Below are 25,637 nucleotides of genomic sequence, written 5' to 3'. Positions count from 1 at the left end.
TGTTTTCCTTACATCTCAATAATTTCTAAATTAATGTTGTTACTATGTTTAAATTCATTAGCTGGTTTAAACGAGTCAGTCGTGTAAATTTTGTCTATTAGTCCTTCAAAAACATCAAGCCCTTTTGAAAAAATACCGTGGGTAATAAAAAGAGAAACTTCAACTGCACCATTATTTTTTAGAACTTTGGCAAGCTCAATAAATGTTCTGCCACCATCGCAAATATCATCGGCAATCAGCACGCTTTTACCTTTAACATCGCCAATAATTTCTGTTTTGATTATTTCGCCTGTTTTTAAGTTTCTGACTTTTTGTGCTTGAATAACCTCAGGTACACCATTGAACTTTTCTGAAATTTTAATGGTCTTTTTGCTTGCGCCCGCATCAGGAGAAATAAGGGTCAGCTCCCCTTGTGACAAACGTTGGCTTAGCTCTTCGCAGCGGGCGAGTAGCGAAATTTGTTCAATATTGTTCACTTTATTTATTAAAGCTGGAGATACATCGCTATGGGCATCCCAAATAGTAACCTTTGCAAAGTTTAAGTTATTAATAAACTTTGCCATAACAGCAGCACCTAAAGCTTCTCCTTCAACGCATACTCTATCTTGGCGAGCATAAGGAAAGTAAGGAATAACAAGTTCAATAGGTGTGCTTTCATTTGTTAATCTTTTTAACGCATCGACAGCAATCATTAATCTAACCATGTTTGAAGAGTTGGTTAGCCGTTCAAAAATCTCTATTTTTTTAGAGTCTGAAAAATTAGCGGTATTAAATCTGACATGTTCTTCACCACCAGAAAAAGTGAAATTATCATAATCGATTAACGATTTACTTCCTGCTGAGTCATAGCTAAATACTTTCATTTTTTTGTCCTTTGAATGTTTGTGTCCTAACGACACAAATAAGTTATCAAATGTACTCATTACATTCAAGCTATTTTTTAAACTAAATTACTGAACTTATGATAGGTGTATGATTGTACTATAGGTTGAAATTGAGAAGTGTTTGATTTATTGTGTCATTAAGACATTAACTTAGCGTGAGCATATTGTGGCTAATCATTACGATATTACTGAATATAAAAACCCTTTATTTACAGTCGACAGTGTACTGTTCACAGTTAAAGAGGGCGCTTTAAAGGTTTTAATGGTAAAGCGTGCAAGCGAGCCTTTTGCTGGTAGATGGGGTCTCCCTGGCGGATTTGTAAATGTTGATATTGATGACAATGTTGGCATGACTGCGCTGCGTAAACTTAAAGAAAAAACCAGTGTTGCCCCTCAGTATTTAGAGCAATTACAAACGTATTCAGGAGTTAACCGAGATCCTAGAGGTTTTAGTGTTACTTTGGTTTATTTTGCATTAATTGCAGAGGCGCAAGTATCAACTCATATAGCAACTGTTGATGATGCAAAATGGATAGATCTAAATAAACTAACTGAATTACCTGTCGCTTTTGATCATAAGTTTATAATTGAACAAGCAAAAGAGCGGTTAAAACAGAAAGCGCTTTATTCAATGATCCCCGTATATTGTTTACCAGAGCACTTTACTGTTGGACAGTTTAAGTTAGTGATTGAAACTATTCTTGGTAAACCAGTACAGCGAAAGAGTATTATTAGGCGTATTGAAGCAGCTGATATGTTTGAAAAAGTCGATGAAAAAGTGAAGTCTGGTGGTCGCTTAGCGCAGCTATATAAAGTAAAACCTGATGTAGATATTGTGAACTTTGAACGTAACTTGAGTGTTTAATGTATAAGGTGAAGCGCTCCTAGACTCATTTATAAGAGCGCTAGTTTATTCCTGCTTATATGAGTATGTACTAGCTCAGACTAGATTATATTGAAGTATTTTAAAATCGAGTTAGACTGCACAACCATCTTGGCTATCAGTCCCCCCCGAAGAGTTTAAAACTAGGTATAAATCGGCAAGCTAGGTGTCTTGAGTTTCAAGGGAAGATCATTTACCTGATTTAATAGTGTAGTAAATCAAAGTCTTTCAGACAACATTGAAAGGTTATTCAATTCGGAGAAATAAAATGACAATGAAATTTAATATAGAGCATATAGCTTCTTACTACAAGTACCTTCAAGAAAGCAGTAACTATCCGAAGGATAGTCTTTATGAGCTTTTTCTAATTGGTAAACTCTACAGAGATAAAGACGTTGTAAAAGAAATTTCAGAAATCTTAGAAAAATACGCGGGTAAAGCTCAGTTAAAAGCTTTTAAAACCCGTAATAAGCTTCCTGAAAAATTAGATGATACCGGAAAACTCATCAGTACGCTTGTGCATTTTGCAGCTATAGATCCAGGTTTTCCTATTGGCAAGCTATATAATATGCTGGGGTATACACGTTTCTTTTTAAGTGAAGAAAGCGTTGCTAAAAAAATAAGTAAAGATCCTTCTATTATTTTACGACTCCAAGGCATAACGGGTTTGAACATAACGAATGTATTTGCAAGTGGTATTCCAGAAGAATTTGGAACACTAAGTGGGGTAAATACGCTTTACATTAAAGGGCCGTATACAGTACTCCCAGATTCTTTTAGTAACTTTAAGAATTTAGAAGTCATATCGCTAAAAACCCCTTGTTTACAAAAGGTGCCAGAATATTTTAGCCAATTAAAGCAACTTAAGGAGCTCACTATTGATCAGGCTAAAGGGGGCGAAACGGTAACCTTAGAAATGCCTACAGATTTGCAGCAACTTAGTAATCTTGAAACTTTAAAATTAAAAGGCTTAACCACTAAAAATATTGATCAATTAAAACTTCCGACTTCTATAAGAATATTGGAATTAGAAAATTTAGAAAATTTAAAAACCTTACCGGACCTTTCTTCCTTGAAAATATTAGAAGAAATAAAAGTTTTTGATTGCCCTAGTCTTACCAAAATTCCAGATAACATCCATCAATTAAAAACACTAAAAAAAGTACGGTTTAAGCGTCTGCCAAAAGTTAAAGAGATTGATGATACTTTAGTCTTTATGCCAGATATAGGTGTTATACAATTAGATGACTCGATAGACATTATAAATACTAGTACTACTCTACAGGTTTCTAAATTGACGCTTTATCGGGAAGATTTCCTAGCTTATATGATAAAAAACCCTGAAAGCTTTCCGAATTTAAAGGAATTAGAAATCTACAGTATTAAGGAATTACCACAACTTGCTTCCGGTTTAGAAAGTTTACCAGCATTAGAAACTATTGCTTGTTTTGGGATGAATGATTGTGATTTTTTATTCGCCAATCTAGGAGCATGCCGTAAATTATCTACCCTCAAACTATGGAACTCTGAAATAGAAAAGCTATCTGAAACGCTAAAAAATATAGACCTGCTTGACTCTTTAGAAATTCAACGATGTCCTAATTTAGTCATTGAAAGTGATGTGCTTCCTCAAAAAATTAACAATCTCGACCTTTTAAACATTAAAGAGTTTATTCCAGGAGAAAGGTTAATACAAACTGAAAAAGCGTCTTTTCAATCGCTAAGCATCTCCAATATGAAGAATTTTTTTAGTAAAATCGTAGCCAAAAGCTTAAGTCTATATTTTCCTAAAGCAACGGCAGATCCTGAGATTGACTATTCTGCTTATTTTCCAAAGCCAGAATACTTAAAAAAACTACAGGTTATTTGGTCAACAGCGGCTATAAAAGATGTTTTAAAACACTGTCCGCAATTAGAAAAACTGTTTATAGAAAATCAAAACGAAAGCGAAGCTGCACTTAATGTGCACCCTGCTACTCAATTAAAAGGATTAAAATTAGACTATTATAAAGCGCAAAATGTAAAAGAATTGCTTCAGCAGATGCCTAATTTACAAGCGCTCTCAATAGAAAATAACCAAATTATAAAAGATTTCCCTGCTGTACAGCTTCCTCATTTAGAAAAGCTTTCCCTATCGCGTACAGAGCTATCGTCTTTAGCAGCTTTAGAGGCTCCCAAACTAAACGATCTAGAGATAACGTTATGCTACGCTTTTGATAAAAAGGCTTATGCTGGGCTTAATCAATTTACAGCTTTACAGCGCCTTCACTTAATGGGCGTAGGCGACGATATTAAAACCATACCAGAAAGTTTAACCAGCTTGGATCTTATTGATTTTAACCCGCATCATAAAATTGAGAAACTTCCGGATTACGTTAAAGAGTTTTCAAATTTGGAAACGCTCTATTTCGACGGTATACATTTTATCGATTTCCCTAAATGGGTTGCTGATTTACAACATCTACAGTATTTAGGGATTAATAATTGTACGTTTGAAAATGCTATTCCTGAATATTTTCAGAAACTAAAATTGAAAGAGGTGAAATACTTCATTTCTAAATTTAGTGGTAATAACATACCCTCTAAAACCTATCAAAATTTGATAACACCCAATTACACGAAACTCAAAAAAAAATTCAGTCATGAAAAGCTTTCATTCCTTTTTAGTGCCGACGACTACTAAGATAAGATGCAAAAAGAATTAACTTACTTAATATGCACAGCGTAACCGTCCGGTAATAGCCAAATTTAAAAACTGACGTTGCTACTGCGTGGTGTTCTTTTTCTAAGGAGAACACCAGAGCACAAAAGTGACACCCATCTTAACGCTTTGCGCATCTTTAGCTGCTTTATTTTCTTGCATTTATAAATCGTTTTTTTCAACAATGCGCGGGGGTATTTCTTGTATTTTACAACAACAAAAAACAACAAATATAAATCTCTTGATTTACATTTAGATACAGAGTTAGACTGAAAGTATCAAAAAAATCAAAGGGTTTTCTGTCTGCAACTCGCGGGTTTAGATCCTTTGAATAAGTTGCTATCTGAACTAGGAGGTTGTGGTGCAAGGAATTTGTCGGCTTTGCCATTCTGAGTCAGTTTTAAAAGAAAGCCACTTCATTCCGAAGTTCATTGGTAAGTGGGTAAAAAGAACTGGTATTACAGGCTACATTCGGGAAAGTAACGAAGTTGATAAGCGTGCTCAGGATATCGCAAAAGAGTACTGGCTTTGTGGGGATTGTGAAGCGCTGTTTTCTGAGTGGGAGCGAGAGTTTGCAAACAAGATTTTTTACCCATTTGCTGATAAAGGTGAATCAGTAGCAAATTACGGTGAATGGATGTCAAGGCTATGTGCCTCGTTGTCTTGGCGGACGCTTACATATATTCGTAGTAAAAATGAAGCCGAACAAAAATCTGACGATTACAACAAAGCTCTAGATTATGCTGAGCGACATCTGGGAAAATTTCTTCTGGGTGAAGAATCAAATCTTAATCAATATGAACAGCATGTATTTCCTCTAGAGCGAATTGAATCAACAACCGAGTCAGGGTTGCCACCAAATATCAATAGGTACTTTTTGCGTACAATGGCTATGGATATTGTTGGTAATTCGACAGATTTATACGTATATACAAAACTTCCTTGTTTCATTGTTTTGGGTGTGATTAAAGCAAAAGATCTGAGGAAGATGAGATCTAGCAGAATAGCCATTAAGCACGGAAAGATTAGCCCCAGAGAATATTGGTGGCCTGATGGTTTCATCAATTACATTGTTGAGAAGGCCCAGGCAGTTTCAGATGCATACGACAAAATACCGGAAAAACATAAAGCTAGCTTTGACGAGTACATAAGGAAAAACCCGGATAAAGCGGCAAGCTCAAAGCTATTTGAGGCGTTCACACATGATCACGACCAATTTGGCAAAAAAGTATTCAGATAACAATCGGCGGCAGTCGGATCCAGTTTCGCTCGTGCCTCGCTACAACTGGCCCGCTGCGCCGAGCGTTATGTGGCGATAGGGCTCTATGGAAACTGAAGCAATGAAAGATAACATGGAAAAGGTTTTAACACTCCTTGAAAGTTCTCTGTGTGACTCAGAAGAATCAATGTTCAGTAGTAAAACACCTGAAGAGCTACTTGTTGTCGTTTCAGCAAACCTTGCCTCTGTTAAGTCTACTGGGTATCTTTCTAGCCCAGAGTAAATGGTCAACATGTTCTCACCTACTGCATCCTTGCAAGAAATTGCAATGGATAATGGCTGAGGTAGCCAATACGTTGAGCTAGCAGATCATTTCGAGCAAGCTCTAGAATCGTGCAGTTAAAAGCACATAACAGCTTAGATTATGGCTGTGCAATCGAAAAGGCTTAACAAAACGTTGCAATTGACTTCGTATTGTCACGAAATGTAGTTTCCAACACGTTAAGACCAAATTTATCTTAATTATCTCGATGCTTACGGTATTAAAAAGTAATATCTTCTAAATGGAATAAAATTTTGAGTAGTAAAAATGTACTTTCGTATTACCGCGATTGCTATAAAGAAGATAGCGCGGATTTAAATTTATGGGATTTGAGTAAATTAAAAAAACAAGACTGCTTAGTACTTGAAGGGAGAGATGATGTAGGCTCGGGTTTTTTACCGCGACTGCCAATTCCTCAAGAGTTTGCTGAGCAAATGATAAAGCGTGTTGAGGTATATCAACGTGAACGTGTTTTGTTGTATGTGCGTTTTATATTAGTCGGCAAGCTTGAGATAAAAGGTGAGATAAAACAAGTTGTTTCACCTATCTTATTTAATGAAGCCGTGATAGAAAAAGATGATGATTATTACTTTTCGGTTATCGACTCTCAACCTGAAATTAATGAATCGCTCACCCAACTGTTAATGCCAGAAGCAGAACCTCTTGATGAAACTGCCGATATTCAATCAGCTTATTTTTGGACTTCATTATTAAAACAAAGCCCATTAGCGCTAAACGTATTTGAACTTTTAAATTATCCTGAGCTTGTTAATTATGCCAAAATAAAAAAAGCCTTAAAAAGTAAAAATTTGACACTTTTACCTGCCTCTATGCTGGTGTTTGTTGAACGTTCAAGCAGCAGTCGAGGGGTGATCCATGAGCTCGAAGAAATAATAGCCTCAAAGATGCTTTCGCCCCCTATAGATGCTTTAATTTCAAATGATTTGCCGCCGAACACGGCTAAGTCGTTAAAGTATGACTACTTACCAGGCTTATTGTCAGCACCACAAAAGAAAGTTATTTCGATTGCTGCTAATGCGCATTTAGGCTGTGTGTCAGGGCCGCCAGGTACAGGGAAAAGTTATACCATTGCCGCAGTTGCTGCAGAGCACATGGCGCGAGGTGAGTCAGTACTTATTGTCGCGAATAATGACCCGGCACTTGATGTGATTGCCGATAAATTGAATGAGAATTTTGCGTTAAGTGAAGTATCAATCAGGGCTGGGCAAAAAGAGTTTTTAAAAAATCTAAAAGCGTATATTGCAGACTTATTGTCTGGTTATTTAGCGGATGAGCAGGAAAAAGCCCCTGCTATTTTTGAATCAGAGCTAAAAGCACAAAATGTGTTACTTAATGATTTAGAGCAACGGTTTGATAAGTTTTGTCGCAAAGCGATAATCCGAGGTCAACGCCTTAAAAGGCTTGAAGATAAAGACATTCAATGGTTAAGCAATTTATATCTCAAGTGGGCTCAGCGCAGTATTAAAAAGCTTGCAAAACAGTGGTCTGCTTTAGATGAAATTAACGATCAACAAACAAAAAGAGAGCTGCTGGCTAGTCGTTATTTAACCGTGTTAAAGAATACTAATTTGCGAACGTTAGTTAACACTCAGCGTAAATCGCTGCAGGCGTTTAATCAGGCTATTCGCAGTCGTACTTCTAAAAGGCAGTTTGAGCTGTTTGATAATATAGAATACTCATCATTGCTAGCGGCGTTTCCTGTGTGGTTAGTGAGTTTGAATTCGCTGTATAGGGTATTACCCTTAAAGCCGCAAATGTTTGATTTAGTTATTATCGATGAAGCAACACAGTGCAATATTAGCAGTTGTTTACCAGCACTTTATCGTGCAAAACGAGCGCTTGTAGTTGGCGATACAAAGCAATTAAGGCATTACTCTTTTTTAGCAAAATCAAAAGAGGCTCAGCTTCGCACTAAGAATCAACTATCACTCTCGAGTGAGGGGGTTGTTAGTTATCGTGATAATTCAATTTTAGATTTGACATTAAATACACTCAATAGCGATCAGCAATTAGCCTTTTTAGATGAGCATTTTAGAAGTAAACCTGAGTTAATTCATTTTAGTAACCGCTATTTTTATCAATCAAAATTAAAAGTAATGCAGCATCGCCCTTGTACAAGCAGTGGGCATTTATTTATCCATCGCGTTAATGGTGAAAGAGATAAAAATGGCGTTAATCAGCTCGAAGCCAACGCTGTAATCGCGAGCATAAAACAGCAAATGAGTGATGATCGAGAAGCGGGTGTTTATCACAGTATCGGAATTGTTTCGCCATTTCGAAGCCAAGCAGATTTTATAGCAAAGCAAATAGACGCTAATTTTAGTGACGCTGAAATAATTAAACATAAGCTCAGAGCCGCCACTCCTTTTGGTTTTCAGGGGGAGGAACGCGATGTTATGTTGATCTCTTTTGCCGTCGATAATGATGCAAAACGTGCGGCAGTATATTTAAATAAAGCAGATGTTTTTAACGTGACTATAACGCGGGCAAGACAAGCACAGCATTTATTTTTATCCATTGATGAAACACAGTTACCAGAACATTATTTATTAAGACGTTACTTAGGCTCGGTAAGTGAGTTTGCAGCCGCTCATACGTGTTTGTCTGATGTCGATGATTTTCAACGCGATGTAATACAAGAGCTGATGAAATTGCAGATAGAAACATGGCCTGGGTATGCTGTTGCGGGGACCGAGGTTGATATTTTATGCCGCTATCATGGCCGCTACTTAGCTGTCGATCTGATTGGTTACCCTGGACCTTGGGCTGATTTCTTTGAACTGGATACCTATAAGCTATTTAGTCGTGCCAATATTGAAATGCTACCCATAAGCTATGGCTTATGGGTTGTCGATAGAGATACCTGTATGCAAGCAATTGTTAGTCGGTTGAAGATGAGTAACAACAAGACTTAATATTTATTTAGGCTTGTTGTGTACTGGCATCTTTAACTTCTTTAGTTTCGAACAAGTTTACTTCGGCACTTGATTGGCTGACGCTGTTTTTTTGTAAGGCAATATAGAGATCTGAATGCACGTAGATGCCGTCTTTACCGGATGTCATACCAGCAATTTCAAACCATGATAGTAATTGCCGCTTTCTGCCAGCAAGTTCTAATCGAATACCACGTTTTTTAAATATCACGTCTAAATCGGCGAGCATGGCCATGACACTTAAATCTAAATGGGTGAAGCAGGGGACTGCGTCGATAATAACGCATTGCGTGTCGTCTTTTTGCCGCGCATATTGTTCTAGCAAACGCCGTTTAAAGTAACCGGCATTAAAGTAAGTTAAAGGAGAATTAAAACGATAAATAAAGACTCCTTGTACTGACTTTGCTTTATCTGTGGCATCAAGGCTCCTAACAACGCCCTTAATATCAACACCTAATATATTGTCGGTAGGGCGCATTACGGTGCGAATAAACTGGAATAACCCCAATAGTACAGCGAGAGTGATGCCTGGTATTACGCCAATAAATAACACTGCGAATAAGGTGGCTAGCGCAAGGTAAAATGCTTGTTTGTCTTTACGCTTTAATAGCCAAATGGCTTTTAAGTCTAATAAATGGATTGAAGCAATAATAAGCACAACACCTAATGCTGCACTGGGAATAAATTCTAGGGGAGCGGTTAAAAATAGGGCGATAACAGCAATAATTCCCGCTGCGATAATCGACACTAATTGCGTTTTACCACCGGAATCATCGTTAACAGCTGTACGAGAGTCTGCACCACTGACTGCAAAACCTTGTGATAAAGCAGAGCCAATGTTCGCAATACCTAACGCTCTAAACTCTTTGTCAGCATCTATGTCGTAACCATTTTTAGCGGCAAAACTGCGGGCTGTAAGCATCATACTGACAAAGCTGACTATTGCTAAGTTAAGTGCAGGCACGACAAGTTCACGAATAATACCAATATCATAAATAGGGGTGTTAAACACTGGAAGGCCACCGGTTACAGTGCCAATTGTGTTGATATCATACTGTTTTAAATTAAAAACCCACACTAATAGGGCACCAAATGCGATAGCAAACATCGATGCTGGCCAAGTCGGTTTTAGTCGCTTCATGGCAAAAAAAACACCGAGGGTAAATAGGGCCATTAATAGAGTCGGGATGTGGGTTTGTGATAAATAAGTAGGCACACCTCCTAATCGTTCAAGTAAATATCTGTCATCGAAGGTAAAACCGAATACTTTAGAAAATTGGCTGACAATAATCGTAATTGCAACACCGTTTAATAAGCCCATTAAAATAGGCTTGGATAAGAAGTCTGCTAATACCCCTAATTTAAATCGGCTAGCAATAAAGCACCAAAAGCCAGTCATCGCGGTCATAGTTACAACGAGTTGCCAGTGTTTAACACTGTCCCCAGCTGCAAGTGGTGTCACCACCGCAGCAATAACCGCACATGTTGCTGCATCTGGTCCGACAATCAATTGTTTGGAAGTACCAAACAAGGCATATAAAATCATAGGTAATATGCATGAATATAGCCCGACAGCGGCGTTAACCCCAGTAAGTTGTGCATACGCGATAGCAACAGGTAGAGCAACGGCGGCAACGGATAACGCAGCCCTCACATCATCAGCAAACCACTTTCGTTCATAATGAAGTAAAGTGTTTAAACCCGGCATAAAATCATACAAACGCGACAGCACTAAAGTTTCCTTATTTAATCGTAAGCACACTTGGATAGTAAATTTAATATACCAACAAGTATAGCTCAGGGTTGAGGATTTTTTTAATAAATAGCAGATACTTAGGCTTAGGAGTGCTTTTGATTGAGTGTTAAGTCTGATGAAAAAGTTTAAGGGTGAGCGATATTAGCTGGTTGGTGTTACCACATCGCTAATATCATACTAGATGGTGGTTAAGATAAAACCAGCGCAGAGCAATGGCTTTATCTTAGAGTGTGTAAATGCTTATTAGAAACTTTTAGCGTGCAGAGTATTGGTGAGCCTTTAATACTTCAAGAGAGACTACTTGTAACGATTTTTCATGGGTGGCCTCAAGTATAACCGGCGGAGCTACGTTTTCAGCAACCGCATGGTGCCAGCGCACGGCACATAAACACCATTTATCACCAGCCTTTAGGCCTGCAAAATCGTACATTGGATTAGGCGTTATCAAGTCATTGCCTTGTGCTTTTGAAAACTGTAAAAATTCATCAGTCATGATGGCACATACACTGTGGTTACCAACATCAGATGCAGGGACATAGCAAAATCCTTCTCGAGTGTAGCCTGTATTCCCGCAGCACAAATGCAAGCGCGTACCTAATACATTTAATTGATTGCTCATAAAACTACCTTGTTATAATTTGTATTGTTTTACATTGAGTCTGCTTTCAGACTATGTGAAAACGTGGTGGATGAAAAGCTGAATATTGATAGATAGCATGGAGATCACAAATAACATAGCCATTAAAAATATTAAACGTCAGTTTATTAAACTAATGGCGAGGCCAAAATCAGTTCAATATTCATTTATAGTTGCTTGTTGTGTGATTATTGTGCAATTGTGTTTTTGTTGGCTAGCAATTTTTACGTTTACTGTACTAGTAAAAATTTATTATGGTAGCTTTGCGGCTACTATACGTTTGTCTTATATCCAGAATCTATATATATGTGAATATGGTATTTGAATAGCTTTTGATTTCAAATAAACACTTAATTGTAATTGGCAGTATAATTACAGTTTTTATAAGCTCTCGATGTATCAATACTATGGAGCTTTACATTGTTACACGTGAGGAAAAATGAGTAATCTAAGTCTGAAAAATAAGCTGTTGCTATTAGCTATTTTGCCGCTCACGCTGCTGTTAATTAGTTTAATGGCCAGCTCATATTATTTAGAGTATCAAAATCAGCAGCAAAATTTTGTATCGTTTAAAACAAAATTAATTGCTGACAAAGAAAGTTTATTAGCAACTGAGGTTGAGATAGGCCGCCAAATAATTAATTACGAACTAGCCAAGGGGACTAAAGAAGATGCAAAAAATGCATTGCGAGATCTCACTTTTGGTAAAGATGGTTACTTTTTTATCTATGATACAAAAGGCGTTAGTATTTTCCATGCGTTATTGGGTGATGCAATTGAAGGGCAAAATAAAATAGCCATGACCGATCCTAATGGTAAAAAAATAATTGTTGGGTTGCTTGAGCAAGCAAGACAAGGTGGCGGTGCTTTTTATTATGCTTTTCAAAAGCCTAATACAACGGGTTTAGTTGAAAAAATGGGCTATGCAGCGATGGTTCCTGGTACAGATTGGATGCTAGGAACGGGCGCTTATATGGATGATATTGAAGCTGAGCTAACAAAATACCAAGCAACAATACAAGCTCATATGAATGAAAAAGTAACGACCCTGTTATTAATTGCATTATTTTGGGTGGTGTTGACGGTGTTTTTTGCCTTAATTGCGGCAAACAATATGGTAAAACCAATTCACAATATGGTGCAAAACTTAGATGATATTGCAAAAGGCGAAGGTGATCTGACTAAGCGCTTAGAAGTGCATAGTAACGATGAAATTGGTCAATTGGGTAATTCATTTAATGTGTTTGTTAGTAAACTACATAGCATTATCACCAATGTGGCAGATGTAACCCGTGATGTAAAAGATTCATCAAATGATATCAATACACAAACACAGTTAATTGAAAATCAGTTAGTAAACCATAATCATGAAACTGAGCTGGTAGCAACGGCGATCACCGAAATGTCAGCAACATCTCAGGAAGTCGCGCAAAATACCACACAAGTGGCGGTATCAACCCAGTCAGCCACGCAAGATGTTGCCAATGCTCAAAAATGTGTAGATGTTTCTTTAGAAGAAGTTTCAAATTTAATGAGTGAGATTAATCAAGCTGCTGAACAGGTTAATTCATTAAGTGAACAATCTAAAAAAATTAACAGTGTATTAAGTGTTATCGGTGGCATTGCTGAGCAAACTAACTTACTGGCCCTTAATGCGGCTATTGAAGCTGCAAGGGCTGGCGAGCAAGGCCGTGGTTTTGCGGTTGTAGCTGATGAAGTGAGAAGTTTAGCCAGTCGTACACAAGAGAGTACGTTAGAGATTAATGAAATGCTTAATGAGTTACATACGCTAGTCACGGCTGCGGTAAAGGCAATGTTGGCAAGTCAGCAAAGCTGTAATCGCTCAGTTGAGTCATCTCGCGCAATTTCTGAAAGTTTAGGAGCGGTAACCAGCTCGGTTACTACAATTAACGATATGAGCACACAAATAGCTACCGCTGCCACAGAGCAAAGTAGTGTAACTGAGGAAATTAACCGTAACGTTTTTGCGATTCAAGAAATCGTTAATGAGCTTACTCGTTCAATTAAAACAACCTCATCAGTCAGTCATCACTTAGCTGGTCGAGGGGAGAGTTTAGGCGATTTGGTAGGTCAGTTTAAGATCTAATATAAACAAAAAATAGCGGTATTATTGTTGAGCAGTAATAAATAAAGATCAGGCTTTAAATAGCCTGATCTTTGACTTTAAATATAAATGAATCAGTTTAAACTGAACACAAAACCGCTAGATTAGCTATTGAGTTTGCCCGTTGACGATTCTAAGTGTGCACGCACAAACCATTGAAACTGTTCTAAATCGGCAAGTTGGCTAATTAGCATATCCTCAGATACAGGATCGAGCTCTGATAGCTTGCCAATCGCACTTCGGTGATCGCCATTAATCCCATTGTATACTTTATCAAGCGCAACTAAATGATCTTTTACCAAGCCCTTACCAATTGCGTAATCTTGCCATGAACGACGATCAACTATCGATTTTGGAGTACCAACCGGAACTCCGCCCAGCGTAGCGATTCGCTCGGCGATGGTGTCGGTCATTGCTCTGATCACTTCAACCTGAGGGTCGAGCATTTCATGCACGCCAATAAAATTTGGGCCAACTACATTCCAATGAATATGTTTTAGAGTCAATTGTAAATCGATCAGTGCGACCATGCGGTTATCAAGTGTAGCAATGGTATTTTTTGCAGATTCTTCATTCATACCTGGGGCAGTAAATTCAGCGATTTTGTTTGTTTCGTTATTGTTACTCATTATTCCTCCTGATTTATAAGGAATGTTCACAGCGTCTAATAAAGTCTATGAACATGCGTTAGTTTATATAAAGCAATGGCTGTGCCGATAAAAATTATTTTTTAAGTTTCTGATATTTAATAATTTATATGTTTTTTGAAGTTGGGTGATGAAAGCATTTCTTTGAAATGCCATGAAAAATATGCACTTTTTTGTAAAATCTGCAAAATAAAAGATGCTGTTACGTGTTAGCGAATTACTTACTCTCAATAATAACTGTGATACAGAAGTGTATTATCATTGTTGATTAATCATCACTTACATATACTCAACCCATCTTGTTATTAAAGGAGAAGTGCATGTTGAGATTTTTTTCTATCGAGCAGGGGGTGATCAGAGAGTTAGAGCCTTCATCCGATACCTCTCTTGAAGCATCAATCAGAAATGCACACTGGATTGACACAATCAACCCAACGGAAGATGAGCGAAATACGCTCGCAAAAACGCTCAATATAACTTTTCCTGAGTCAGGGGATGTGCAAGAGATTGAAGCTTCATCGCGATGTTTTATCGACAATGAAGGCTTGCATGTGCACGCATTGTTTATGTCGCCCAATGAAGGACGTTTTAATACGGTAACAGTGGCCTGTTTACTTCAGGATAACTGTTTGCTGACCATTCGCGATGACGAGCTGGCTGACTTTCGATTGTTACGCTTAAGAGCACGTAAAGGTCAAGTAATGTGTGATACGCCAAAACAGTTATTGGTTACATTATTCGATCAAAAAGTCGAAAACCATGCTGATATGCTCGAGGATATGCATCATCAGTTAGAGAAGCTCAGTGCATATGTACTAGAAGAAGATGACTCTGATCTAGAAGAAGCGGTCAGTCGTATCGCGCGTTTAGAGGATGCGAATGGGAAAGTGCGTTTGTGTTTAATGGATACGCGGCGCAATATTTCGTTTTTAATACGTCGTTTAGGTGTACAAAATGAGGATCGCGAATCACTACGAGAAATTGTACTTGATATAGATACGCTAATGTCTCACTGTACCTTTTTGTTTGATAAGGTGAACTTTTTGATGGATTCAACACAAGGTTTTATTAACATTGAACAAAATCAAATTATCAAAACCTTCTCTATTGCTTCGGTGGTTTTTTTACCACCTACCGTAGTCGCCAGTGTATATGGGATGAACTTTAATATAATGCCTGAGCTGCAATGGGAATGGGGTTACCCATTTGCAATTGGCATTATGTTGCTATCGGGCTTTGCCCCTTATTTATTTTTTAAACACAAAGGCTGGCTGTAGTGTGTGCCAAGGACTACTTGGCATACACGATTACACGAGTTTATATTCATTTTATACGGATAGCGGTCTTATTATCACCTTGCATTAAGATAATAAAGCGGCCGCTAGGCGTACAAAGTCTGACGAGGTAAGTATACCCACGAGTTTATTTTTTTCAGTGATCACAGGCATGCAACCATGGCGGTTATCAACAAAAAACCGAGCAACATCTTGCAGTGGTTGGGTTGCTAGTACAGTGGCAAAATCGGTTGCCATAATAGTGTGTATTTTCGTTTGTTTTTCCTTTCGTTCAAGTGCGCTAGGGCTGTAATTAGCCATAATATTCATCACTTGGGCAATCATGATTTTTTGTGTCAACATACCCACTAGTTCGCCATTGTGATCAATTACCGGAATATGGCGGATATTTTTTTCCTTCATTAGATTATGTGCGTCGTGTAGGGTGTTTTCTGCACTTACGGCATATGGATCTGATGTCATTAAATCTGCAACTGTTTGGCTCATTTTGGCTCCTGTTAAATTACTAACCAGAACTTTGGTTAAAAAGGTTTACTAAAATAGCTACTGGAGACAGATTTATTATCCAGAGCTCATATTATTATTTATTCTAGCCTGGTTTTTTCTTATTGCACTTTATCAAGATCAAGGCTTTGTATTTTGTATAGAAATAGTTTTTAGCTTGGCCATCCATAGCCATTGAGGATAGATTTATTATCCGAAGCTCAGATTATTTATCTTTATGCGAAAAATTATCCCTGAGTGTACCAACCCAGCTTGAAAATTTATGCATCGCCGAGCTGCCTTTGCCCAGTAGCTCATGCATTTCTGCTTCAAAATGGATTTGTTCTTTACTACTTGGCTCTGGTAATGGCGGTAAAATATGAGCAAAGTAGGTTTTATCAAGCAGGCGGTGTAATAACCGCTCGCCAATAAAGGGCTTGCCGCTGTTGAGCGCTCTAGCTCCTTTAATTAGGTTACGAATATCATATTGGGTTGGGCTAATGTCGGGCACTTGTTTAGGGATATTAAGTAACTTATATACCCCAATACGTGCTGTACGAATAGAGGCTTCCATCGTGAATATAATATCGTTGTGGGTTTCAACAAATTGACCAATCAAACCTAAGTTTGTACAACCTTCAGGAACTGAGGTGGGTCTGTCACCAGCTGCACGAGTCATAAATTGAGCTGTGATATAAGGCATTAGCGCTGTACGTATCTTGGTATTGGCAATGATTTCATCAAGCTGCTGTTCAATGCCCAAATGGTAGCAAAGCTCCGTAATTATTTCTTCACCGCTACATTGTGGCATTGTTTTAACGATACGATTACCTTGTTTGTCCATTAATAAACCATAGACCCAAAGTACTAACGTATCATCGGGTTGATCTGGAAAATGAGGTTGGCGGTTACACGTTACACTCAATAGCCAGTTAGAGTCTGTAAAAGTAATAATGCCGCCAGTTACCGTGCGACCAGAGTAAGGATCGTTTACTGATAATGTCTTTAGCTTATCTATAAGTGGGGATGGCTTGCAAGTTAGTGTGGCTGACTCCCACATAGATTTATCAATATCGCCATAAAATTTTTCGGGTTTACCAAAAACAGCTGATTTCTTCGCGAGGTTTTTCCATAAATTCCACCCGCTATTTTCGCCGGGATCGTGTTTTTCACAGTTTAGCTCGGGCACATTTTGCATGTCGCCATAAGCGGTATGCTCTGTCATTGAACCCGTTAGTGCATAAACTAAATCGTCTGGAGCAACGTTAATATGCTGTGCTTGACCTTTTATAGTGGCATGGATCCCCGTTACGGTTTTTTTATTACCGGTAAATGTTATATCCAGATCGTTTACACGGCTTGCAAATTGAAAATTCACGCCTTTGTCTCGTAATAAATTAGCAAGCGGTTTAATAAAGGTATCGTATTGATTATATTTCGGAAAAAGTAAAACAGACATGTCGGCAAAGCCATCAATAGAATCAAGAAAGCGATGCAAATACAGTTTAGTTTCTAACAAGCTATGACAATTTTTAAAGGCAAACATAGTACGAAATAAAAACCAAAAATTGCTTTGTAAAAAACCTTTGCTGAAATAGTCTTCAATGCTGAGATCGTCAAGCTCTTCTTTGCGCTTGAGCATTAAACGGATCAGCTCCCATTGCTGGGCTTTATTCAGGCCAAAGTCACTTGCATCGAGTATCTCACCGCATTTATTTATTAAACGGGCTTGTGAGTAATTAGCGTCGTTATCATTAATTAAACGGTACTCATCAAGCACAGAATAGCCTTCGGGCAGTTCAACAGCGGGAACGTCTTGAAACAGATCCCACAAGGTGTCGTAATTCCAGTTCATTTCACGGCCACCACGAATAATATAGCCGTCATCAGGGTTACCCGCGCCATCCATTGAACCGCCTTCAATATCCATTTCTTCCAAAATGGTAATATTTTCAGCGCTCATATGGCCATCACGGATAAGATAAAATGCCGCTGCTAGGCCACCAATACCTCCACCAATGATCCAAGCATTACGTTTTTCTATACCGGGTGTAGGCAGCGTTTTATGACGTGCATAAGGAGCAATAAAATCATGAGGGGGCAAGGTATTAAGTGGTTTATTGCCCCAAAAATCAGCCGTTGCGTCAGCTTCATGTTGGAAATTACTTGCTGCGGTTGCAGAAATATTAAACTTCGCTATTGCTTTATTCGTCATTAGCCATCCCTCTTCATGAATATAGATAAGTGTCAGTACTGTTTGCAAGTCTCTCCATAATTGCACGAGGCAAGCATAGTCATGTTGCAGTAGATCAAAGTTTTAGTTCGCGAGGGGGTTTATAAGTTAGCTGCTGGAAATTGATTTGTTATCCGAAATTGAGGTTAACAATGGCAACTTAACCAAGTTGCCATTGTTAAGGCGTTTATTTTTTTTATTACTCACAGCATACTAAAAAGTACCGAGGCGACTAACAATACAGCCATAAAAATATTGAATGCTCGTAGGCGCTTGCGATCTTTTAGCCATACTTGTAGCTTTTGTCCGACTAACGTCCATGAGCAGACACAGGGTAAATTAACTATACCGAAAATAAGACCTACAAGTACCACTGCACCAATTCCTTTGGATGGGGCATAAACACTCACTGCACTTAATGCCATAGTCCAGGCTTTCGGGTTAACCCATTGAAATAAAGATGCTTGTACAAAAGAAAAAGGTCTAGTATCGCTATTTTTAGCACCGATAGGAGTTTTATTACTGGCAATTTTATAAGCAAGATAAAGCAAATAAGCCATGCAAAGCACTTTTAATAGCTGGTAACTCCATGGAACAAAGTCAAATAATTGCATGACACCTAAACCAACCAATACGAGCATGATCACAAAGCCAATTGTTACGCCGAGTAAATGTGGCAATGAACGTTTAAAACCAAAGTTAGCGCCTGAGTTCATTAACATCAGGTTGTTAGGACCTGGGGTGATGGAAGATACAAGTGCAAATAATGCTAATGCTGATACCAATTCAATATTCATTTATAGTTGCTCAGTTGATAATGATTGTGCAATTATATTTTGTATGGCTCGCAATTTTTGCGCTTATTAATCTATTAAAAATTTACTTTAGCAACTTAATATGAAAAAAGATCGAATTAACGACAGGATATTGCAAGAATTAAAGCGCAGTGGTCGAATTGCCAACGCTGAACTTGCTGATTTGGTTGGTTTATCCCCATCAGCATGCTTGCGCCGTGTACAAGAGTTAGAAAAAGCAGGTGTGATCAAAGGCTACCGAGCAGTTATTAATAATCAAGCGTTTGGACTTGGTTTTGTCGCGTATGTGGGGGTGGGTTTAAATGAGCACTCTACGAAATCACAACGAGCTTTTGAACAAGCACTTGAGTTTATTGATGAAGTTAAAGAGTGCCATAATGTCACAGGAGCATTTGAATATTTACTTAGAGTAGAAACCGCTGATATTAAGTCTTATAAAGCATTCCATGCTGATGTTTTAGGATCAATCCCACAGGTACGAACGATCACTTCGCATGTAGTGATGGACTCACCAAAAGATGAGCGGGCGTAAAGTAGTTGGATAATCTATCTTATTAATAGTTGAGGTTAATAGAGCCTTGCTCGCAAAGCTCAAAATTAAGGCGAATTAATTAAATATTATCTTTCATAGTAGTTACATGCGCCTTTAGTTGAATAACCATTTGGGCTTGCTTTATACCATCCAGATCCAGGGCTGGCTTGAGCACACATCCTATAACCATTTACTTTACTTGCATATACATACCATGGATCAGTAGCGGCAGATGCATTAGATGCTATTGCTGTAAATATAAAAGTTGCAAGCAACAAAGTGGTGTTAATTAATTTCATATCATCATCCTTATTTATAATTTAATATATTGATTTTAAATGAGTATTAAATTTAAAATCAATAGTGTACCGATATTAGCACTGTGTATTGTTTGCGTAAAGGGTTCTTTAAAAGCATGTGTTATGAAAAAATTTAGGTGTAGGGAATTTGCACATAAAGGGATTTTCATTTTAATAAGTATGCTGGCGTTATTTATGTTGCTTCGATTTAACATTAGGACATATTAAGGTAAGTTTTTGATAAACTTGTAGCCACATAGAAGTCACAGGCAATAGTCAGCTTTTTATGTGAAGAAGAGCCATTTTATTGTTAGAATGGCTCTTCTTTAGTTAAGAACTATAGTAACTATCATCGCTGATACGCAGTGCCATACAATCGCTGTGGCCGTTTATAATCATGCTTTTATCAACGCGTACGCCAGCACCGGCGTATTTACCTGCTGCGGTAAAACTACATATTTGCACAAAGTAATCAGCTACTTTAGGAAGGGCAAATAACTGCTGGTATATTTGCTCTTGAGAGGCAAAATGACCCGTTGTTTTTTCTATTACGTGTTGTTGTTCATCAACGAGTTGAATATTTGCACCGCATCGACCAACAATCGGTTTAACGACATAGCCTGTTTGCAATAGCTCATCATTTAAATCAAATGCAGTATTGAGTAAAAACGGATGATTTGGAAATAAACTCCACAGTACTGGCAAAATTGCTTTATTACTGGGTATTAATGTCCATAGCGGCTCAAAAACCATCACATTTTTACGAAGTAATACATCGACCAAGCGTGGGGTTTTACCAGATTGCCAGTGCGGCTCAAAATCATCGCTTTGGGATTGATCTGCCTCACACTCTAGTCTTATTTGATCAAGAGCGGTTTCCCATGACCATGTTTTCCAAACGTAACTGAGTTTTTCGCCATCTGCATCAACAATATTACCCGCTGCGTCCCAGTGTAAATCAGTCAAACCAATGATTACTTTGCACTCAAAACCAGCGGCTTCAATGGCTTCTTTCATAAACAATGCATGGTAATGTTCTTCTGGCTCATCATCTTGCAATATATGGACAAGGCCGTTTACTTCACTTTTTCGCCATGCCCTTACTAAATCTTTAAATAAATCATGGCCGGCATCAATGCCCGTTTTAACACCAAAGTGTTTGGCCCATTTACCTTGTACTTTGCCACTTTCCATATAGCACGATGCTGAATCGCAGTTGTATTCATAGACTTTCAAGCCTGCGGGAGTTAATGCAAAATCAAATCGACTGGTGATCAGTTGATTTAAGCGATTATCCCAGGATTGGCGGATCTTATTGAGCACCGCATCGGGTAAATTAAACTTTTTTAATAGCTCAGGATGCTGCAGTACATAGTCTGTTGCATGCATAAACAAGCCATGTAATTCATTGGTAGCATGTTCAATAGTTTGTTGAGCGGTTTTTGAAATTGTAAAATAATGATGTTGATCAGCATTAACTGAAGTCAATTTATGCCCATGCATCATCTCTACGTAGGCTGCTTCATCGTCATTGGCAATGTTAAGCCATGACTTAGTGGCTTGCCCATAATCAGTGGCATATTGGGCTTTTATGGCAAACAGATCAGTGCTTATTTCAGGCGTCGGTTCACTAAATTCGCTGTGCTCAGTTTGTGTCATCCAGCCTAAAATAGTGGCGTCACTGTAAGAGCACTCAATCCAGTAGTCACCTTCTTTTGTGACTTTCGCTTTGAGTTCGCGACACCACTGTTGATCTTGCGGCCATAGCTGATGGGCCACGTTTTGTTCAGCAAGACGAATTTTATCCTGATGTACTTCAACCACCACCGCAACATGGCCAGTTTCTTCAAATTCACCGCCTTCTTCCCAAATGAGTAAACTTCCTACCACTGGGTGGTGTTTTGCACCATTACGAAATGCTTGTAAAGGCAACCTGGTTTGATTGTTTATGTCACGCACTGAGCGTAGCTCAAAAATATCGTAAGCCATTGCAACATCATCAAAAATATAGCCATGATTGAGATACATCCAGCGTCGCGCAAATTCAACACATTGCCATTTATAGCCCATGTAAATACCATCGAGGTAACTACGATAGGCGCTACGGTTAGGATAAATTGTTTCGTCAGCTGTATCGTAATCAGACGAATAAACAGCAACATTACCAGGCGCATAACCTAATAATTCACCAAACTGACTGACAGGAACGCGGGATTTGATAGACAAAGTAATTCAAAATTAAGGAGTGATAATTTGCAGACGATAGGAGTGAATAAGGCCGATAGCAAGATAATAAATATAATCTTTCAGGCATTTTATATGTTGCTGCTAGATGCGTTAACCAACCGTTATTGCGTATTACAAAGAGCTCATTAATCACTTAATTATCATTTAGTTGATTTACGTCTTTATTGTCCCCATATTAACTAAAAACAGTCATTAAAGGGAAGTTATGCGTCATTATCCATTATATAAAATTGATGAAAAATGTTTACGTCGCTTAGGTCAGGGAGTTTTAAAAACTTATAATTTAAATAAAATTATAGGTTTAGATACTGAAAAAGCAATCGCTAAAGAGTGTGAAGACTTACTTGCGCTGAATGAAGATTGTAATGCAGAGCATTTTGCCGAGCTTCGTCAAAGGCGGGTAATTAGTGACAGCGTGCCAGATGATGATCTATACGCGCAAGTTGTAGAAGCTGATGATGGTAGCTTATTTATAGTCAGTGTTTGTCGTAATGATGATGACGAGACTATGTTTGAAGTGTTTAGTGAGCATTCGTTATCAGAACCATTACTTGCACAGCTGGTCCGCTATATTAGTAAGGTATTTTGCTGGTGTACGCCTAGATATATTTGTGTATGGCCAGCACCAGGATCAATACCAGCCAAACAACTGCTAAGTTTGGCCGGTAGCCGCGCTGTTGATTCATTGTTAGCAGCACAAGATCCTAAACTGACTGTTGATGAATTACTCTGTGCAGATATTGCATTGCAGCCGTTTGAACTTGATAAAGATTGGCCTTGGTATGAGCGTGACTATACTCAGTTTTTAATGCAGCATCCTGAAATGGCAACAATAGTACCAATTAGCGAAAAAGACGATATCAGCGAAGCTATTGCAGCCGGATTGTGCAGCGCGGCGTTTTATAGAGGTAAGCCACTGGGTATGATAATGGCTGAGTCGAGCGATGAGCTAGGGTTTAACGGTTTACTAATCAGTGATATTTTTATTACTGGGCAATTTAGAGGACAGGGCTTTGCATCCCCAATGCAGCGTTTATATTATCAACAGCATATGCAAGATTTTGAATTTTTCTTTGGCTACATTCATGCTGATAATAAACCTTCGTATAACAATGCACTTAAACAAGGACGAGAGTTGCTGCGCCAAGAAGTGTACCTTCCTGCGCATTTATTCTTATAGTTGTTTTGCTATTAATTTCAAAAAAATTAATCAGCTAGAGTAAAAACTTGGTGTTGTCTTGTGGCAATATAGTGGTAATTAAGCTAGCCTTTTTATGGTTATTAGTTTTATTAAGTATGATATGAAGCCTAAACGTTTGACTCGTTATTTGCCGCTTAATTCATTAGTTATGTGCTTGGCAGCTTTGCCAAGTTTTTCATATAGTAATGAGCAAGATACTAACCTATTTGAGATCCCGCTTGAGAGCTTACTTAACATTGAAGTTGTGAGCCCTTCACAAACCGTAAAAAAGATAAGCCAAGCGCCGAATATTATTAGCTCAGTTAACGCCACTCAAATTGCAAGTATGGGCGCGCGAACGCTATCAGATATATTGAAAATGTTGCCTGGCGTACAAATACTATCGCGGCGAAATGGCCGAGACATGGTGTGGATCCGAGGCATTCCATCAGGTCGAAACAGCAAAGTAATGTTAACTATTGATGGCGTACCTCAGCGGGAAGGTTTAATTGGAGGCTGGTCTCCTGATGAACAGATACAAATAAATAATATTGAGCGAATAGAAGTTATCCGCGGACCAGGATCTGCATTATATGGTGGTGATGCATATTCAGGTTTGATTTCTATTTTTACGAAAGCAAAAGCGCCTGAACGAACTCGCATCTCAGCAGGGGTTGCCAGTTACGACCGTCAATCAGCTACTATCAATACGGGGAAAGAGTTTGCGGGCGGAACATTTGTTTTGTCAGGGCGACTCTTAGATAGCAAAGGCTATCCTCAACAATATGACCGCAACGGTTTTGCATCAACGCATGATAATAATGTTGATGCTAAAAGTCTGGGAGTGTCTTTACGCAATGAACAGTGGCAATTTGCTATAAATTATGATGATTACACGACAGAGTATCCTCATTATTCGTCAAATCAATATAAATCTCAACGCTATCAAACACTCAGTGCGCACATTCAAAATAAACTTAGCTTTGATAAATTATCGATAGAAAATCAATTGTATACCTACAAGGTGAAGCGCTACTTTGAGCGCACGATTACCGATCTGCAGGGCAATATTGATTTTTATTCTGACTCAGACTTGGATTCCACATCAAATGGTGTGCGCAGTCAGTGGAGTTACGCGTTTAATCCAAATCACCATGCTATTTTGGGGCTGACCTTTCAACAACGTCAAGTTGGTGAATATCATGAGACGATAAAAAAACAAATCGCGGTAGAAGTTAATGAGTATGAATCAAGGGTGATTCGAGATGGTGACTTAACACCATCAAGCCATAACCGAGCTATTTACTTTCAACAAGAATCACTATTTTTTGAGCAACGCTTAGGATTGACGGTTGGTGTGCGGGTTGATGACTACCCTGAGTTCAGCTCAGAAACTTCTCCGCGGATTGCTGTGACTTATCAAGGTAATGAACAGTGGTCTGGTAAATTGATATGGGGAACGGCTTTTCGAGCGCCTACTTTTTTACAGCAATATGAAGTGCGCAGTGACAATAATATATCAGGAAATCCAAATCTAAATCCTGAACAAATAGAGACATTTGAAGGTGAGTGGGTTTATCATTTTTCAGCTAATAATAATATTACTCTGCGCGGGTTTAGCAGTTACTTGAGTGAGTTTATTCAGTCTGTAAATGGTAAGCCTTACGAAAATAGCAGTGAGCAATTACACGTTCCTGGATATGAAGTTGAGTGGAATAATCAATATTATGCAGATTGGTCTCACTTTAACCGCATTAGTACTTCATTTAATTATACCCGAGTTAATTCAGAGCAAGCGTCATTGGCAAAAGATACATTAAATTGGCTGCTGTTTATGGAGGATGAGCAATTTTCATTTTATGCGGGAATTAATTACCTTAGTCGGCGTAACCAAAGCCTAAGCTATCATACCAGTGTAAAAGTGCCAGAAATTGCACAACGAGATAATAAAGGTAGCTACTGGACTTTGGATGCTCACTTGAGTTATCGCCCTAGTAAGCAAAGTGCGTGGCAATGGACTATTGGTGTAAAAAATATGTTTGATAAACAGCATTATAACCCTACCTATGCGCCAGATAGCTACTATGACGTAAGGAAAGAGCCACAAAGTTATGAAATGAGTGTGGCATTGTCATTTTAATAGGATGACCTGCTAGGTTATTTAAAACAGTTAATACAAAGCGGGTTATCAAGGTGCTTTTTAAATTCAATGTTTGCTGATAGCCATGTTGAAGGCTAACTTGCTTGTATGGTCCTGGGCAACACTTGTCCTGCGAATAGATATAAATATTGACTTCATCCAATATAGAATATTGCAATATCTCTCCTAAATATGCACAACTTTAGGTCTAAAAATAAATCCTAACAGAGGTAATAGTTAACTTTAGAGCGAAGTTTTTTAATTTGTTGAAATAGTTTTCCTCTT

General features: G+C 38.3%; 19 protein-coding genes. 10 read left to right on the top strand and 9 right to left on the bottom strand.

Annotated elements, in window-relative coordinates:
- Positions 1 to 8: 8 nt before the first annotated feature.
- Positions 9 to 863 carry a ribose-phosphate diphosphokinase gene (gene prs / locus FW757_RS09350; RefSeq protein WP_182760976.1) on the bottom strand — a complete coding sequence of 285 codons (855 nt, stop codon included), beginning with the start codon at positions 861 to 863 and terminating at the stop codon, positions 9 to 11.
- Between the two features lie 187 nt (positions 864 to 1,050).
- Here prs and FW757_RS09345 point away from each other — a divergent pair, with 187 nt between their 5' ends.
- The 5 genes from FW757_RS09345 to FW757_RS09325 all read left to right on the top strand — a co-directional run bounded on the left by FW757_RS09345 (position 1,051) and on the right by FW757_RS09325 (position 8,945).
- Positions 1,051 to 1,749, top strand: coding sequence for an NUDIX hydrolase (locus tag FW757_RS09345; RefSeq protein ID WP_149981773.1), 699 nt, complete (start codon positions 1,051 to 1,053; stop codon positions 1,747 to 1,749).
- A 286-nt stretch (positions 1,750 to 2,035) separates the two neighbouring features.
- Entirely contained in the window at positions 2,036 to 4,450 is a 2,415-nt protein-coding gene (locus FW757_RS09340; protein ID WP_446441143.1) for a hypothetical protein, read from the top strand.
- Positions 4,451 to 4,829: 379 nt separating this feature from the next.
- A complete protein-coding gene (locus FW757_RS09335) occupies positions 4,830 to 5,708 on the top strand; it encodes a hypothetical protein (RefSeq protein WP_446441142.1) in 879 nt (292 codons plus the stop codon).
- Positions 5,709 to 5,793: 85 nt separating this feature from the next.
- Positions 5,794 to 5,970, top strand: coding sequence for a hypothetical protein (locus tag FW757_RS09330; RefSeq protein ID WP_446441141.1), 177 nt, complete (start codon positions 5,794 to 5,796; stop codon positions 5,968 to 5,970).
- A 293-nt stretch (positions 5,971 to 6,263) separates the two neighbouring features.
- Positions 6,264 to 8,945: a DEAD/DEAH box helicase gene (locus FW757_RS09325; protein ID WP_446441140.1), complete on the top strand. Its 2,682-nt coding sequence runs from the start codon at positions 6,264 to 6,266 to the stop codon at positions 8,943 to 8,945.
- A 7-nt stretch (positions 8,946 to 8,952) separates the two neighbouring features.
- On the opposite strand, the gene FW757_RS09320 is transcribed toward FW757_RS09325, so the two are convergent.
- Both FW757_RS09320 and FW757_RS09315 read right to left on the bottom strand, forming a co-directional pair.
- Positions 8,953 to 10,695 (bottom strand): SulP family inorganic anion transporter, encoded by a 1,743-nt coding sequence (locus FW757_RS09320; protein WP_446441139.1) that lies wholly within the window; start codon positions 10,693 to 10,695, stop codon positions 8,953 to 8,955.
- Positions 10,696 to 10,972: 277 nt separating this feature from the next.
- Entirely contained in the window at positions 10,973 to 11,338 is a 366-nt protein-coding gene (locus tag FW757_RS09315; RefSeq protein WP_149981770.1) for a DUF2237 family protein, read from the bottom strand.
- Positions 11,339 to 11,795: 457 nt separating this feature from the next.
- On the opposite strand from FW757_RS09315, the gene FW757_RS09310 reads away from it, so the two are divergent.
- Positions 11,796 to 13,463 carry a methyl-accepting chemotaxis protein gene (locus FW757_RS09310; protein WP_182760978.1) on the top strand — a complete coding sequence of 556 codons (1,668 nt, stop codon included), beginning with the start codon at positions 11,796 to 11,798 and terminating at the stop codon, positions 13,461 to 13,463.
- Between the two features lie 122 nt (positions 13,464 to 13,585).
- On the opposite strand, the gene dps is transcribed toward FW757_RS09310, so the two are convergent.
- Positions 13,586 to 14,110, bottom strand: a complete 525-nt coding sequence (dps, locus tag FW757_RS09305) for a DNA starvation/stationary phase protection protein Dps (RefSeq protein WP_149981768.1) — start codon at positions 14,108 to 14,110, stop codon at positions 13,586 to 13,588.
- A 338-nt stretch (positions 14,111 to 14,448) separates the two neighbouring features.
- Between dps and corA the strand changes: the two genes are divergently transcribed.
- Positions 14,449 to 15,405 carry a magnesium/cobalt transporter CorA gene (gene corA / locus FW757_RS09300; RefSeq protein ID WP_182717992.1) on the top strand — a complete coding sequence of 319 codons (957 nt, stop codon included), beginning with the start codon at positions 14,449 to 14,451 and terminating at the stop codon, positions 15,403 to 15,405.
- A gap of 84 nt (positions 15,406 to 15,489) precedes the next feature.
- On the opposite strand, the gene FW757_RS09295 is transcribed toward corA, so the two are convergent.
- From FW757_RS09295 to FW757_RS09285, 3 genes are all read right to left on the bottom strand, one after another.
- Positions 15,490 to 15,909, bottom strand: a complete 420-nt coding sequence (locus tag FW757_RS09295; protein ID WP_149981766.1) for a CBS domain-containing protein — start codon at positions 15,907 to 15,909, stop codon at positions 15,490 to 15,492.
- 223 nt (positions 15,910 to 16,132) lie between these two features.
- On the bottom strand, positions 16,133 to 18,121 hold the full coding sequence (locus FW757_RS09290) for an oleate hydratase (protein ID WP_182717993.1): 1,989 nt from the start codon (positions 18,119 to 18,121) through the stop codon (positions 16,133 to 16,135).
- Positions 18,122 to 18,342: 221 nt separating this feature from the next.
- Entirely contained in the window at positions 18,343 to 18,936 is a 594-nt protein-coding gene (locus FW757_RS09285; RefSeq protein WP_182760979.1) for a LysE family translocator, read from the bottom strand.
- A gap of 100 nt (positions 18,937 to 19,036) precedes the next feature.
- Here FW757_RS09285 and FW757_RS09280 point away from each other — a divergent pair, with 100 nt between their 5' ends.
- A complete protein-coding gene (locus FW757_RS09280; RefSeq protein WP_149981764.1) occupies positions 19,037 to 19,486 on the top strand; it encodes an Lrp/AsnC family transcriptional regulator in 450 nt (149 codons plus the stop codon).
- Between the two features lie 86 nt (positions 19,487 to 19,572).
- Here the strand turns inward: FW757_RS09280 and FW757_RS09275 are convergent, their stop codons facing one another.
- Together FW757_RS09275 and gss are read right to left on the bottom strand one after the other, a co-directional pair.
- Positions 19,573 to 19,785, bottom strand: coding sequence for a hypothetical protein (locus tag FW757_RS09275; protein WP_149981763.1), 213 nt, complete (start codon positions 19,783 to 19,785; stop codon positions 19,573 to 19,575).
- Positions 19,786 to 20,115: 330 nt separating this feature from the next.
- Positions 20,116 to 22,005, bottom strand: coding sequence for a bifunctional glutathionylspermidine amidase/synthase (gene gss, locus FW757_RS09270; RefSeq protein ID WP_182718040.1), 1,890 nt, complete (start codon positions 22,003 to 22,005; stop codon positions 20,116 to 20,118).
- Positions 22,006 to 22,237: 232 nt separating this feature from the next.
- On the opposite strand from gss, the gene FW757_RS09265 reads away from it, so the two are divergent.
- Both FW757_RS09265 and FW757_RS09260 read left to right on the top strand, forming a co-directional pair.
- On the top strand, positions 22,238 to 23,212 hold the full coding sequence (locus FW757_RS09265) for a hypothetical protein (protein WP_446441138.1): 975 nt from the start codon (positions 22,238 to 22,240) through the stop codon (positions 23,210 to 23,212).
- 121 nt (positions 23,213 to 23,333) lie between these two features.
- The gene (locus FW757_RS09260) at positions 23,334 to 25,352 is read left to right on the top strand and encodes a TonB-dependent receptor plug domain-containing protein (RefSeq protein ID WP_446441137.1); all 2,019 of its coding nucleotides are present in this window, start codon (positions 23,334 to 23,336) and stop codon (positions 25,350 to 25,352) included.
- The last annotated feature ends 285 nt before the right edge of the window (positions 25,353 to 25,637 follow it).

The sequence above is a fragment of the Pseudoalteromonas sp. 1181_04 genome (genome assembly GCF_052850545.1).
Note: the sequence above shows the minus strand (reverse complement) of the source record. Positions and strands in the feature narration are given on the sequence as shown.